We start from the raw sequence: 13,310 nt of genomic DNA, 5'->3' as shown, positions 1-13,310 counted from the left end.
GGGGGTTCCTTGATCAGTCAGCGCGAGGCTGACTGTTCTTTTCGGCCAGGGTCTTGTCGTCGCTGATGGCGATGTGCGCGCCGTTGTCCAGTTTGATCTGGCCAGCCGTGACAACCGTTTCACCGTTCTTCACGCCTTTGGTGATGATCACCATGCCTTCGCGGCGTTCGCCGGTTTCGACAAAACGCCGCTCGGCGATCAGGACGGGCTGGCTCTTGTCGTCTTTTTCGACGCTGCCGTCTTCGGCTTTCTTCTGCGCGGCGACATAGACCGAGTTGCCGTAGAGCGTGTAGGTGATCGCGCTTTCCGGCACGACGATCTGCGGCTGAGGGTCGGGCAGGATCACTTGCAGGCTGGCGAACATCCCGGGCAACAGCTTGCCATCGGGGTTGGCCAGGGTGGCGCGGACTTGCACGTTACGCGTGCTGTTCTCGACCTTGGGGTTGATTGCACTGATGGTGCCGGGGAACTCTTCAGTCGGGAACGCCGCGACGATGAGCTGCACCGGTTGGCCGACGGCAATCTTCGGCACCGATTGTTCGGGAACGAAGAAGTCGACATAAAGGCTGCTGAGGTCTTGCAGGGTGGCGATCATGGTGCCGGTGGCCACGTAATCGCCGACGTCCACCTGACGAATGCCGATGGTGCCGCTGAAGGGCGCGAGAATGCTTTTTTTACCGAGTGCCGCCCTGAGCTGATTGACCGTGGCCTTGCTCTTTTTCAGGACTGCCGACAGTCGGTCGAACTCACCTTTGGAAATGGCCTGGCTGCCCACCAGTTGACTGCCGCGAGAGTAATCCACCTGAGCCAGCCCGAGGTCTGCCTGTGCGGTTTCCAGCAGGGCACTTTCCACGGCGCTGTCGAGCCGAATGATCGGTTGGCCGGCCTTGACCTTCTGCCCGGACTCGAACTGGACGTCGATGACCGTCCCATCGGTTTCGAGACTCAGGTCCACACCTTGCAGTGCCTTGAGCGTGCCGACCGTGGGCAGGCGTGCTTGCCATGGCCGTTCGGTTGCCGTGGCCACGGCGACGCTGATCGGTGGTTTCGGCGCGGAGAAGCCTTGAATCATCGTGTAGATGGAGAAGGCTTTGTACCCGGCCAGGACCAGCACGATCAGCAAAACAACACCCAACATGATCAGCATGCGGCGACGCAGCATATTCCAGTTCCTTGGAGAAAATCAGGTGAGACAGTGAGGCACATTACCGCGACTGGGAGAGGTAATCCAACTGCCAGTTTTTACAGGTTGTGAAGCATTAGAGGGGGGAAGCTCGAAAAGATCGCAGCCTTTGGCAGCTCCTACAGGATGCACATTATTCCAATGTAGGAGCTGTCGAAGACTGCGATCTTTTGGGGGGTTAAGCCATGAGGTGAAGATGGTTGTCCCAGAGCCCCGCAGGCAGCTCCAACGGTTTTGCAACCAGATCTGTCTGACGGCAATCGTAGTACCGGCAGCGGCCCTGACCCGATGTCACGACAAAGCCATCGGCCACCGCACCCACGCCGGCGCAATCGGGAAGGGGGGCATCCAGACGCACTTCGCCGCTGTCCAGGTCCCAGATGAAAAAGCGGTTACCCCGTGGGGCCGTCAATGCCACCAGCCTTAGCTCGCTGTGTACCGCGACACTGGCGGTGTAATGCCCCATCGCCTGTAACTGATGCTCCGGCACCGGGAACGCCACGAACGGTTGACCGGGACGCTTGATCGCCAGCAACTCCGAGGACTCGTGGGACGCGCCCATGAACTGCTGGCCGGCAACGATGGTGCCGTCGCTGGCGATGCCCAGGTGGCGCACGCTGTTCATCTGCTGGGCGAGGGTTTCCTTGCTCAGCAACGTGCCGTCGCGCTGCATCAGGACCAGGCTCGGCTCCATGGCATTGAGGTTCATCTCGACCCGACTTTCGGCTTCGGTACGAATCCCGCCGTTGGCCACCACCAGGGTTTCGCCGTCGGGCATCCATGACACTTGATGCGGGCCGATGCCATGGGTGGAGATCTCGCCGCTGTGCACCAGCCGCTCGCCTTCGAACTTATACACACCCAGCAGGCCACGGCCCGGATCGGTGGTGTCGTTTTCAGTGGCGTACAGCCAGTCGCCGCTTTGGTGAATCACCGCGTGACCGTAGAAATGCCGGTCCGGGCGGGAGCTCACCGTTTGCAGCAACGTCCCATCGCGCAGGTCGATCAGGTAGCTCTCGGTGCCCGGGCGACGGGCGACAAACAGTGCAATCGACAAGGTCGGATGGTTGATGATGTCGTGGCAGCGCTGGCCGACCTGGGTGGCGAACACCCGGGTGCCATCCAGCCGATAGCCGACGGCGTAATGCTTGCCGTCGGTATCGTCCCGCGCCGAGAGCAGCAGCGGGCTTTGGTCCTTGTGCTTGAACAGCTTCCAGCCGCCCAGTGTCACTGCTCCCAGCAGCAAACTCCCTAAGGTCAGAGCCTGACGTCGCAGCATGGCACTCGCCCTCATCAGTCACCGTCGTTGGCATTGAAGCCCAGTTGGATGCCCAGCGCCTTGGCCAGTTCGCCTTCGTGCAGACGATGGACGACGTTGAGGCTGTCGTAGATTTCGTTGAGTTGCTGGCGACCGGCGTCGTCATTGAGCATGTCGGTCAACGAGCGCTTGTTGTCGGCGAACAGTTTCAACGATGCGGCATAAGCTGCGTCGATCTTGTCGGCCAGTGGCTTCTGGTCGCTTGGCAGCAGACCGCGAATGCCCTTGTTGTCGACGCCTTCCCAGACGGACTTGGCCGCGGCGAGGCTCGCTTCCAGGCCGGCCAGGGAAGACTGGCTACGCCAGGCATCGGCCTGGAACGGTTGCGGAACGCCTTTGGTCTGACGGCCCATCGGCGTGCCGAGTTTTTTCTTCAGGCTGTCGAGCGCGGTGACTTGCACGCGCAACAGATCGGCAATGGCTTCGTGGGAATCGGCATAACGCTGGTTCGGGAACTTGCTCATTTGCGCGAGCATGCCGTCGGTGTTGTTCCAGCTTTTCAGAATCTCTTCGGCCAGTTGTTTCTGGCGTTCGCCAATGGCGACCAGCAGCGGGCAGTACTTGGCTTTCTGCTCCGCGTTGGCCACGTCAGGTTTGCTGTCGAACAGAATGTATTCGTAGGCCGACAGGCCTTGCACCACGACGCTGGACTTGGCCAGTGCGGCTGCATCGATTTGCGGTTGCGCGGTGATCAATTGCTCGACCTGACGGCCGACCAGGTTTTTCTTGTCCGGCCAGAACTGCACCTGCCAGGCGCGGTTGCCTTCGGCCAGCGGCCCGATCAGCAGCGGTTGCAACTCGGCCCAGGCTTTTTGTGCGTGCAGGAAATCGGCACGGGCGGTGTCCAGGGTTTCCTTGCCTTCGCAGTAGGCCAGGGCGCTGACGGCCAATTGGCGGTCGGCTTCTACCCAACGGGTGTACGTTGGCAGGATCACCGATTTGGCGATGGCTGCCGACGTGACCGCTTGCGGGTCTTGAGGCGAACAGGCGCCCAACGCTAGCGCGGCAAGGCTGGTGAACAACAATTTGGGACGAAACATGTCGGGCTCCCGAAGGTGGAATGGGTATTAAAGGGAATTCAAAAACGCCAGCAACGCAGCGCGCTGCTCGGCATTGAAAGACAAAACCTGTTGGCGCGCCGCTGTCGCTTCGCCGCCATGCCAGAGCACAGCTTCAAGCAGATTGCGCGCGCGACCGTCATGCAAAAACCGGGTGTGGCCACTGACCGCTTGGGTCAAACCGATGCCCCACAACGGCGGCGTGCGCCAGTCGCGGCCACCGGCCTGGAATTCAGTGCGGTTGTCGGCCAGGCCGTCGCCCATGTCATGCAGCAGCAGATCGCTGTAAGGGCGAATCACTTGATTGGCCAGTTCAGGTTCTGCGGCGTTGGCTGCGGTGGTGTACTTCGGTGTGTGGCAGGACTGACAACCGGCCTGGTAAAACAAATTCTTGCCGGCCAGCACATCAGGCGCGCTGACGTCGCGTCGCGCCGGGACTGCAAGGTTGCGAGTGTAGAACAGCACCAACCGCAGGATGTTATCGCTGACTTCCGGCTCGCCCTCGGGGCCGTTGCCATTCGGCGCCTGTTTGCAGGCGGTTTGCGTATCGGTGCAGTCATCAAACGGTCTCAGGCTGGTCGTGAGGCCCATATCACCCGAAAACGCGTGAACATTTTGTTGATTGAGGTTCGGTTGCCCGGCTTTCCAGCCAAATCGCCCCAAAACGGTTTTCTGCTGTTGGTCGTCCCAGACCCGGTTCGGGCGCCCGGCGATGCCGTCTTTCGCTTTGGCCTGGGCCTCGGCATTGGCGAGGATCGCTTCCTCTGGGATCGCTTCGAGCAGCCCCAGGCCAATCATCGGCGGTGCGACCCGGGCCGAGAAGCGCGTGTCGGGATGCATCGGGCCATAGTTCAACTGGGTGATATTCAGGCTTGGCTTGCGCAGCTCGATTTCTGTGCCGTCCTTGAAACGAACGGGGACCGAGGTGTAGTCGACGCGTACTTTGCCCTCGGGGAGGACGCCGGGGACGGCCATGTCCTGAAACTGCCCGCCATAGACCGGCTCCGGCACCACACCCAGTTGTTCGATGACCTTGGCATACGCCGGAGTATCGGGGATCGACAGGCGCACGAGCATCGACACCGCGTTCGAGTCATCGGGCTCCGGCGGGTGACCGCGACCGTCCTTGATGTGGCAGCCCTGGCAGGCGTTGGTGTTGAACAACGGGCCAAGACCATCGCGGGCCGTCGTCGTCGATGGCGCGATCACCCAAGGGTTGCGGAAAAAGCTGTTGCCGACGCTGAAGTCCACGCGCCGTGAAGGCGGCAGGTTGGCGGAGGGCAGGGAAAATGCATTTTGATCAGTCTTGCGCACGGTGGCGCTTCCGCCGGAGCGGGCTTCACCGGGTTCGGCCTCGGTAAACCGCGGGGCGTCATCGCAGGCACTCAGGCCCAAGGCCAGCAACAGTGCGGACAAGCGAAGAAGCAGCGAGGGCATCAGACATCCTGCAAGACGAGCAAAACAAGGGCGCAAAGTCTAACAGGGCAGGGAGGTTTGAATAAGAGGAATTATCGTTTGCTTTGATTTGCAGGCGCTGCCGCAGGCTGCGATTTTTTGAACTTGCCTCAAAAAAGATCGCACCCTCGTTTCACTCGACAGCTCCTACAGGGGGAGCGGTTCCGCGGCCACTAAAAAGGCGACCCGAAGGTCGCCTTTTTATTCAGCCAGCGTCGATCAGAATTCGTGATCGGCGTTGTCCGGGTTCAGGTCGCTGATACCCAGTTTGCCAGCGGCGGCTTCGATCGAACCGGTCTGCTTGACCAGGGAAGCGATGGCGTCACGGACGATCTGGTTGCCAGCGGCGTTGCCGGCAGCGATCAACTGGTCGTAGTGCTCACCCTTGTTGGCGTGATCGACAATGACCTGCATCTTCGCTTCGGTGGCAGCCAGGTCGGCTTTCAGCGCGGTGTCGGCAGCCGGATCGGCTTTGGCCACCAGCGACGACAGGCTGGCGCCGGTCATTTTGGTGCCATCGACGCGGGTGTATTCGCCCAGGTAAACGTTACGAATGCCTTTGGCATCGTAGAACTGCGAGTTGTGGGTGTTGTCGCTGAAGCAGTCGTGTTCGTCTTCCGGGGAGTTGGCTTCCAGGGAAACCTTCATGCGCTCGCCCGCCAGTTCGCCCAGGGACAGGCTACCCATGCCGAACAGCATTTTGCGCAGGCCGGTTTCAGCAGGTTCGGCTTCCAGGGTGGCGCGGTAGTTGTCGGCCACGTTCGGCTTCCAGTTACCGACCATTTCTTCCAGGTCGCTGACCAGCAGTTGGGTCACGGATTTCAGGTAAGCGCGACGGCGATCGTTGTGACCGCCGGTGGCGCCTTTGCCTTCCAGGTAGTCGGAAGCAGGACGGTTGCCGGCGCCAGGGCCGGTGCCGTTCAGGTCCTGGCCCCAGAGCAGGAATTCGATGGCGTGGTAGCCGGTGGCGACGTTGGCTTCGGAACCGCCCAGCTCGTTCAGGCTGGCCAGTTTTTCCGGAGTGATGTCTTTCACGTCGATCTTGTCTTCGCCGACCTGAAGCTGGGTGTTGGCGATGATGTTAGCAGTGGCGCCCGGATTACCCAGCGCGTGCTCGTAGGATTTGTCGACGTAGTCGATCAGGCCTTCGTCCAGTGGCCAGGCGTTCACCTGTCCTTCCCAGTCGTCGATGATGGTGTTGCCGAAACGGAACACTTCGCTCTGCAAGTAAGGAACACGGGCAGCAATCCAGGCAGCCTTGGCGGCTTTCAGGGTGTCGGCGTTCGGCTTGGCGAGGAAAGCATCGATGGCGGTTTGCAGGGTTTTCGCGGTGGATTCGGCATCGCTGTAAACGGCGAAAACCATGTCAGCGTAGTGCGCGACAACGGCTTTGGCGGCGGCTTCGTCGACTTTACCGGCAGCGGCCGGTGCAGCGGCAGGAGCAGCCGGAGCAGCAGCAGTGCTGGCAGCCGGCGCAGGAGCGGCAGCTTTTTCTTTGTCTTTGCCTTCACCGCAACCGGCGAGGGAAATTGCGATGGCCAACAGACTGGCGGTAGCCAGAGGCATACGAATCATGGCGAACATCCTGCTTCGAGAGGGGGTGGTATAACGCGTCCAGCGCGCAAAACTGCCACATAATGCAAATCTTTCGCATTATGTGTAAAGGGTTGTGCTTGGAAATATTTCTTATTCACGGGAGAAGGTTGTTGGATTAGAAGATCGCAGCCTCGTTTCACTCGACAGCTCCTACACAGCTCCTACAGAGACGCGCCCCCATGTAGGAGCTGTCGAGTGAAACGAGGCTGCGATCTTTCTACAAAATGGCGGCGTTGCTGCGCTGGGCCTGCTTGAGGTAAGCGCTCAACTCCCGGGACGGCAGGGGTTTGCTGTAGTGATAACCCTGACCTTCGTGGCAGCCTTCGGAAATAATGTAGGCCTCTTGTTCGGCCGTTTCCACGCCTTCGGCGATCACCTGCATGCCCAGGCTTTTGCCCAGCTGGATGATGGCGCGAACGATGGTCGCATCGTCGTCGTCATCGAGCAGGTCCTGCACGAAGCTCTTGTCGATCTTGATCTTGTCCAGCGGCAAGCTTTTCAGATAGCTCAGTGACGAGTAACCCGTACCGAAGTCGTCGATCGCGATCAGTGCGCCGGAGCGACGCAGGCTGAGCAAATGCTGGGCGGCGGTGCTGATGTCTTCCATCAGGCCGGTCTCGGTGACTTCCAGTTCCAGGCTGCGCGGTGGCAGGCGATACATTTGCAGCAGGTTGTTGACCACCCTTGGCAACTCGGCGTGGTGCAACTGTACCGTGGACAGGTTCACCGCCATGCGCAGGTCACTGAAACCCTGATCATGCCAGTCGCGAAGCTGCTTGCAGGCCTGATCCAGCACCCACTCGCCGATGGCGATGATGGTGCCGTTCTGCTCGGCCAGCGGGATGAACAGGTCAGGCGGAACCAAACCGTGTTCCGGGTGCTGCCAACGAATCAAGGCCTCCACGCCTACCACGCGGTGATCGCGATAGCTGATCTGCGGTTGGTAGACCAGGTAGAACTGTTCGCGGGCCAGGGCGTCGCGCAAGTCTTTTTCCAGTTCGCGACGGCGGCGCATCTCAGTGTCGACGCTGGCGATATAGAACTGATAACGATTGCGCGAGCGAGTCTTGGCCAGGGTCATGGTCTGCTCGGCTTTTTGCAGCAGTTTTTCGGTGCTGTCGCCGTCCTCGGGGAACAACGTGATGCCGATGGTGGCACGCAGGCGGATCTCCTGATGATCGAGGGCGAACGCCGCTTCCAGATCATCGAGAATGCTCTGCGCCAACTCGGCGGCTTCGTAGGGTTGTTCGATATCGGCCTGGACCAGGGCGAACTGGTCACCACCGAGACGGGCGAGGGCGCCGAGGCGTCCGCTGTGCGCGCGCAGGCGATCAGCCAGGGCCAGCAGCAACTGGTCGCCGGTCTGGTAGCTGAATTGTTCGTTGATGCCTTTGAAGTCATCGAGGCCGACACACAGCACCGCGACCCGCCGTTGCAGTTTTCCGGCGTCGACGAGGATCTTGTCCAACTGCGTTTGCAACTGCTGGCGGTTCGGCAGGCCGGTGAGAAAGTCGTACTGGGCCATGCGCAGCAGGCTGTTTTCCGCTTCGTGACGCAGATGGGTGTTGCGCTCGATGGATTCCAGCAACTGGTTGGCGGTGTTGATCCAGATCCCCAGTTCGTTTTTCTCGTGTCCCTTGAGCTGCGGAATCTTGTGTTCGCTGGGGCGATCGGGATTGATTTCGGTCAGGTGCTCGATGATTCGCGACAATGGTTTTGTCAGCAGCCAGTGATAAACCAGATACAGCACCAGCCCCATCGCCAGGGCGCGCAATACGCCGGAAATGAAAATGATCACCGAACTGACAATAAAGCCTTGGCCGTACGTGGCCGTGTCGAGGGTGATGCTCAGGTCACCGTAATACTCGCTGTAAGGACCGCGACCGACCAATTGAGTGGTGAAGGTGCGTTCCTTGCCCAAGATCAGGTCCGTCAGCCAGCGGCTGTCTGACTGCTGCAGTTCGCGGGATTTTTGCGCGAGCATCGCTTCATTGGGATGACCGATGGACGCCTGGCGTACGGCATCGTCCTGAAACAGGCCTTCGATCACCTGCATGCCCATTTCCCGGTCCAGGCTGTAGACGGCCTGGGTCGAAGGGTCGCGGAACATGTCGAGGATACGTTCGGCATCGCCGGCGACGGCCTGGCGGGTCTTATAAGCATCGAAAACGATCTGCGCGCAGCTCAAGACCACACCGACGATCAATGCCGACAGGAGCACGACCCGGAGCAACTTCACCGACAAGCTGTTCTTGAGTTCCAGCTTCAAAGGGTTATTCCTTGTTCCGTGCGGGTAGCATCAAGTTGCCATGAGTATTGGCAATCCCGTGATGGCAGTCAAAGGGACAATCATCCATAAGGGATTTTGCCTGCAGCTTGGCCGATACGCTGTTGCCTGGGGGCATTGTCCGATTAGTACTGTGTCGGTAGTCGGGTCCTTCAACTTGAGGGGATATGAAGATATTTTCCTATTGGTTGATGTTAGACGGATGTAGCTCTGGGGCAAGGGGTTGAGGGCTGGTTTCATCGTGGGACATTGGCGTTGTTTCAGATCGACCGGATTACCGTTGCGCGGGAGTACGCCGACGAGACAGCCAACCTCTATGTTGGATGCGCCGACCATCGCCAGCAGGCTGGCTCCCACAATAATCTCGGCTGCCGTAAACAATCTGCACACAACACTGATACTTGTAGAAGCCAGCCTGCTGACGATGGCGGCTTGCCTGACACCGCCTGTCCCACAAAGCATCCCTCCATAAAAAAACCCGGCATAAGCCGGGTTTTTTGACTGGCATCGAGCTTAAGCGGTGAAGGTTTTGCCTTCGAACTGCTCAGCCACGAATTTCCAGTTGACCAGGTTCCAGAACGCTTCGACATACTTTGGACGAACGTTGCGGTAGTCGATGTAGTAAGCGTGTTCCCAGACGTCGCAGGTCAGCAGCGGGGTGTCGCCGTTGGTCAGCGGGTTGCCGGCGCCGATGGTGCTGGCCAGGGCCAGGGAACCGTCAGCCTTTTTCACCAGCCAGCCCCAGCCGGAACCGAAGGTACCGATGGAAGTCTTGCTGAACTCTTCCTTGAACTTGTCGAACGAACCGAACGCAGCGTTGATGGCTTCAGCCAGTGCGCCGGTAGGTTGGCCGCCGGCGTTTGGCGCCAGGCAGTTCCAGTAGAAAGTGTGGTTCCACACTTGAGCGGCGTTGTTGAAGATGCCGCCCGAGGAAGTCTTGACGATTTCTTCCAGAGTCTTGCCTTCGAACTCGGTGCCTGGCACCAGGTTGTTCAGGTTCACGACGTAGGTGTTGTGGTGCTTGTCGTGGTGATATTCCAGAGTTTCTTTGGAAATGTGCGGCTGCAGGGCATCGTGTGCGTAAGGCAGTGGCGGCAATTCGAAAGCCATGGTGAATCTCCTAATCAGGTCAGGTGCGGTGAGCGCAAGGCCGATCACGGGCGGCCAGACAAGCGCCGGGGAGTTTGTACTCTTTGCGGCGCAGGTGTCGGATCATAGCACCGGGGGTGCGGCATAACCACGCAACAACTGTGTGGAATAGAGGTTCCAGAGCCTTTTGGAATAAATCACCCGGCGCTGATTAACTGGAACGCTACCGCGAACATCATCACCGCCACCAACAGATCAAGAATGCGCCAGGTACTCGGACGCGCCAACCACGGCGCCAGCCACGCAGCGCCCAGCGCCAGGGTGAAAAACCACAGCATCGAAGCACTCGCCGCGCCCACGACATAGGCGCCGGGCTCGGTTTGTTGGGCACCGAGGGAGCCGATCAGCAAAACCGTGTCCAGATAAACGTGCGGGTTGAGCAGGGTCACCGCCAGCGCACTGAGCATTACCGCCCGCAACGAGCGCACGGTCTGGTTTTCGCCCTGTTGCAAGCTCTGCTTGGAGAAGGCCCGGCGCAGTGCCATGCTGCCGTACCACAGCAGAAACGCAGCGCCGCCCCAGCGGGCGATGGCCAGCAGCGTCGGGTTTTGCGCAAGCACCGTTGCCAGCCCGAAAACTCCGGCCGCCACCAACAATGCATCGCAGGCGACGCACAGGGCCGCCACCGGCAAGTGATGTTCCCGTCGCAGACTTTGCGCCAGCACGAATGCATTCTGTGTGCCGATGGCCATGATCAGGCCGAATGCGACCAACAGGCCGTTCAAATAGCTTTGCCACATATTGATTACTCCCCGTTGGCGGCCAGATCGCGCAGCACTTGCATGGCGCGTTCGGCATCGGCCTGGCCGACGAACAAATGGTCGTGGTAATAACCGGCGATCACGTTGCAACTGATACCGGCCTTGCCCAGGGCCGTGGCAAACGCTGCCGTCAGGCCGACGGCTTCGAGGGCCGAATGCACGTTCAAGGTGATCCAGGCCGCGACGTAGTCGAAGCTCAAACCGGCCTGTTCGGCGAGGGAGCGTTCGAGAATGACCGTCAGGCCTTCCCGCTCGCGGAAGCTGCCGATGATGTCCAGCCCTGTGGGTAATTGCCCGTCGTGCAAGGTGCAAAACACGTATTCGCCGGCGTTGAGTTGCGGGCTCATGCTGCGCAGCAGCGTTGCCAATGAAGTTTCGCCAGCCATGGAGGTGTTTCCTGTTCAAGAGTTCTTGCTGGTCATTCTCGGGCAGGACGCTGTATAAGAAAAACCAATATTGCTGATCGCTCATTAGGAGAACTGATGTTCGACTACAAATTGCTTTCTGCGCTGGCGGCGGTGGTCGAACAGGCCGGTTTCGAACGTGCCGCCCAGGTATTGGGCTTGTCGCAATCGGCGATTTCCCAGCGGATCAAACTGCTCGAAGCACGCGTCGGCCAACCGGTCTTGGTTCGGGCTACGCCGCCGTCACCGACCGAGATCGGTCGACGCCTGCTCAACCATGTGCAGCAGGTGCGCTTGCTTGAGCGCGATCTGCAAAGCCTGGTGCCAGCGCTGGACGAAGAAGGTTTGCCGGAGCGTTTGCGCATTGCCCTCAATGCCGACAGTCTGGCCACCTGGTGGGCGCAGGCAGTGGGAGATTTTTGCGCGCAACAACACGTGTTGCTGGACCTGATCGTTGAAGACCAGACCGTCGGCCTCAAACGCATGCGCGCCGGTGAAGTGGCGGGTTGTTTGTGCGCCAGTGAGCGTCCGGTGGCCGGGGCACGCAGCGTGTTGCTCGGGGCTATGCGTTACAGGGCCTTGGCCAGTCCGGCCTTCATTGCCCGGCATTTTCCGCAAGGTGTGCGCGCCGATCAGTTGGCCCGCACCCCGGCGCTGGTGTTTGGCCCGGACGACTTCCTACAGCATCGGTATCTCGCGTCCCTCGGCGTCGATGGCGGATTCGAGCACCATTTATGCCCCTCGTCCGAAGGCTTTATCCGTCTGACCGAAGCGGGTCTCGGTTGGGGACTGGTGCCGGAACTGCAGGTTCGCGAGCAACTGGAACGCGGCGTTTTGCTGGAGTTATTGCCAGATAAGCCGATCGATGTGCCGCTGTACTGGCATCATTGGCGCAATGGCGGTCAGTTGCTGGGGTTGCTGACCGATCAATTGGTGCAGGCATCGAAGCAATGGTTGGTGCCGTTGGACTGACGTTCAGCGTCAAGCACTCACGAAATACGCAAAACGAAATATTCGGAGCAATACATGAAGATTCTGGTCACCGGCGCAAGTGGCTTCATTGGCGGGCGCTTTGCGCGTTTCGCCTTGGAGCAGGGCCTGGACGTGCGGGTCAACGGTCGCCGGGCCGAAGGTGTGGAGCATCTGGTACGCCGTGGCGCCGAGTTCATTCAAGGCGACTTGAGCGACCCGGAACTGACCCGTGAGCTGTGCGCAGACGTTGATTCCGTGGTGCATTGCGCCGGCGCTGTCGGTGTGTGGGGCCGTTATCAGGACTTTCATCAAGGCAATGTTCAGGTCACCGAAAACGTGGTTGAGGCCTGCCTGAAGCAGCGGGTGCGGCGCCTGGTGCATTTGTCGTCACCGTCGATTTACTTTGATGGCCGTGATCACTTGGGGCTGACCGAAGAACAGGTGCCCAAGCGTTTCAAGCACCCTTACGCCGCGACCAAATACCTGGCTGAGCAAAAGGTCTTCGGCGCCCAGGAATTCGGCCTCGAAACCATCGCCCTGCGCCCGCGTTTCGTGACCGGTGCCGGCGACATGAGCATCTTCCCGCGCCTGTTGAAAATGCAGCGCAAGGGCCGCCTGGCGATCATTGGCAATGGTCTCAACATGGCCGATTTCACCAGCGTGCAAAACCTCAATGAAGCGCTGCTCAGCAGTTTGCTGGCCGGTGGCTCGGCACTGGGCAAGGTCTACAACATCAGCAACGGTGCGCCGGTGCCCTTGTGGGACGTGGTCAATTACGTCATGCGCAAAATGGAAGTCCCACAAGTTACACGCTACCGTTCCTACGGTTTGGCCTACAGCGTTGCGGCGCTGAACGAAGGCGTGTGCAAAATGTGGCCGGGCCGCCCCGAACCGACCCTGTCGCGCTTGGGCATGCAAGTGATGAAGAAAAATTTCACCCTGGACATCAGTCGCGCCCGGCATTATCTGGATTACGATCCGAAGGTCAGCCTCTGGACGGCCCTCGATGAGTTCTGCGGCTGGTGGAAGGCCCAGGACATTCGCTGAAAGGCGGCGCACTGAACCTGGCCGGGGGTTGAGGGTCAATCGGTGCGGCAACGGGGGTTATACTCGCCGCATCAAGCCAT

Annotated in this window: 11 protein-coding genes; 2 read left to right on the top strand and 9 right to left on the bottom strand. The window is 59.9% G+C overall.

Going from position 1 to position 13,310, the window contains the following annotated elements; translation table 11 throughout:
* Nucleotides 1-13 precede the first annotated feature (13 nt).
* The 9 genes from KVG88_RS22405 to KVG88_RS22365 form a co-directional block, all read right to left on the bottom strand.
* A complete protein-coding gene (locus KVG88_RS22405; protein ID WP_217872793.1) occupies nucleotides 14-1,162 on the bottom strand; it encodes an efflux RND transporter periplasmic adaptor subunit in 1,149 nt (382 codons plus the stop codon).
* Between the two features lie 199 nt (nucleotides 1,163-1,361).
* The gene (locus tag KVG88_RS22400) at nucleotides 1,362-2,462 is read right to left on the bottom strand and encodes a DUF1513 domain-containing protein (RefSeq protein WP_150703988.1); all 1,101 of its coding nucleotides are present in this window, start codon (nucleotides 2,460-2,462) and stop codon (nucleotides 1,362-1,364) included.
* 14 nt (nucleotides 2,463-2,476) lie between these two features.
* The gene (locus tag KVG88_RS22395; RefSeq protein ID WP_217872792.1) at nucleotides 2,477-3,541 is read right to left on the bottom strand and encodes an imelysin family protein; all 1,065 of its coding nucleotides are present in this window, start codon (nucleotides 3,539-3,541) and stop codon (nucleotides 2,477-2,479) included.
* 27 nt (nucleotides 3,542-3,568) lie between these two features.
* Nucleotides 3,569-4,996, bottom strand: a complete 1,428-nt coding sequence (locus KVG88_RS22390) for a di-heme oxidoreductase family protein (protein WP_217872791.1) — start codon at nucleotides 4,994-4,996, stop codon at nucleotides 3,569-3,571.
* Between the two features lie 237 nt (nucleotides 4,997-5,233).
* The gene (locus KVG88_RS22385) at nucleotides 5,234-6,589 is read right to left on the bottom strand and encodes an imelysin family protein (RefSeq protein ID WP_150703985.1); all 1,356 of its coding nucleotides are present in this window, start codon (nucleotides 6,587-6,589) and stop codon (nucleotides 5,234-5,236) included.
* Nucleotides 6,590-6,827: 238 nt separating this feature from the next.
* A complete protein-coding gene (locus KVG88_RS22380; RefSeq protein WP_150703984.1) occupies nucleotides 6,828-8,879 on the bottom strand; it encodes a putative bifunctional diguanylate cyclase/phosphodiesterase in 2,052 nt (683 codons plus the stop codon).
* Between the two features lie 531 nt (nucleotides 8,880-9,410).
* Nucleotides 9,411-10,007: a superoxide dismutase gene (locus KVG88_RS22375; protein WP_103396359.1), complete on the bottom strand. Its 597-nt coding sequence runs from the start codon at nucleotides 10,005-10,007 to the stop codon at nucleotides 9,411-9,413.
* 176 nt (nucleotides 10,008-10,183) lie between these two features.
* Entirely contained in the window at nucleotides 10,184-10,786 is a 603-nt protein-coding gene (locus KVG88_RS22370) for a LysE/ArgO family amino acid transporter (RefSeq protein WP_217872790.1), read from the bottom strand.
* A gap of 5 nt (nucleotides 10,787-10,791) precedes the next feature.
* Nucleotides 10,792-11,193: an ACT domain-containing protein gene (locus KVG88_RS22365; protein ID WP_217872789.1), complete on the bottom strand. Its 402-nt coding sequence runs from the start codon at nucleotides 11,191-11,193 to the stop codon at nucleotides 10,792-10,794.
* Nucleotides 11,194-11,289: 96 nt separating this feature from the next.
* On the opposite strand from KVG88_RS22365, the gene KVG88_RS22360 reads away from it, so the two are divergent.
* A complete protein-coding gene (locus KVG88_RS22360) occupies nucleotides 11,290-12,183 on the top strand; it encodes a LysR family transcriptional regulator ArgP (RefSeq protein WP_150703981.1) in 894 nt (297 codons plus the stop codon).
* A 54-nt stretch (nucleotides 12,184-12,237) separates the two neighbouring features.
* The gene (locus tag KVG88_RS22355) at nucleotides 12,238-13,230 is read left to right on the top strand and encodes an NAD-dependent epimerase/dehydratase family protein (RefSeq protein ID WP_150703980.1); all 993 of its coding nucleotides are present in this window, start codon (nucleotides 12,238-12,240) and stop codon (nucleotides 13,228-13,230) included.
* Nucleotides 13,231-13,310 lie beyond the last annotated feature (80 nt).

Source organism: Pseudomonas azerbaijanoccidentalis (assembly GCF_019145495.1).
GTDB classification, from domain to species: Bacteria; Pseudomonadota; Gammaproteobacteria; order Pseudomonadales; family Pseudomonadaceae; genus Aquipseudomonas; species Aquipseudomonas azerbaijanoccidentalis.
This window is presented reverse-complemented; position numbering and strand designations above follow the sequence as displayed.

What these genes read in the sequence shown, in the direction of transcription:
- KVG88_RS22360 (WP_150703981.1), top strand. Translation starts at nt 11,290, where the DNA reads ATGTTCGACTACAAATTGCTTTCTGCGCTGGCGGCGGTGGTCGAACAG.
- KVG88_RS22400 (WP_150703988.1), bottom strand. Translation starts at nt 2,462, where the DNA reads ATGCTGCGACGTCAGGCTCTGACCTTAGGGAGTTTGCTGCTGGGAGCA.
- KVG88_RS22365 (WP_217872789.1), bottom strand. Translation starts at nt 11,193, where the DNA reads ATGGCTGGCGAAACTTCATTGGCAACGCTGCTGCGCAGCATGAGCCCG.
- KVG88_RS22395 (WP_217872792.1), bottom strand. Translation starts at nt 3,541, where the DNA reads ATGTTTCGTCCCAAATTGTTGTTCACCAGCCTTGCCGCGCTAGCGTTG.
- KVG88_RS22385 (WP_150703985.1), bottom strand. Translation starts at nt 6,589, where the DNA reads ATGATTCGTATGCCTCTGGCTACCGCCAGTCTGTTGGCCATCGCAATT.
- KVG88_RS22355 (WP_150703980.1), top strand. Translation starts at nt 12,238, where the DNA reads ATGAAGATTCTGGTCACCGGCGCAAGTGGCTTCATTGGCGGGCGCTTT.
- KVG88_RS22405 (WP_217872793.1), bottom strand. Translation starts at nt 1,162, where the DNA reads ATGCTGCGTCGCCGCATGCTGATCATGTTGGGTGTTGTTTTGCTGATC.
- KVG88_RS22390 (WP_217872791.1), bottom strand. Translation starts at nt 4,996, where the DNA reads ATGCCCTCGCTGCTTCTTCGCTTGTCCGCACTGTTGCTGGCCTTGGGC.
- KVG88_RS22375 (WP_103396359.1), bottom strand. Translation starts at nt 10,007, where the DNA reads ATGGCTTTCGAATTGCCGCCACTGCCTTACGCACACGATGCCCTGCAG.
- KVG88_RS22370 (WP_217872790.1), bottom strand. Translation starts at nt 10,786, where the DNA reads ATGTGGCAAAGCTATTTGAACGGCCTGTTGGTCGCATTCGGCCTGATC.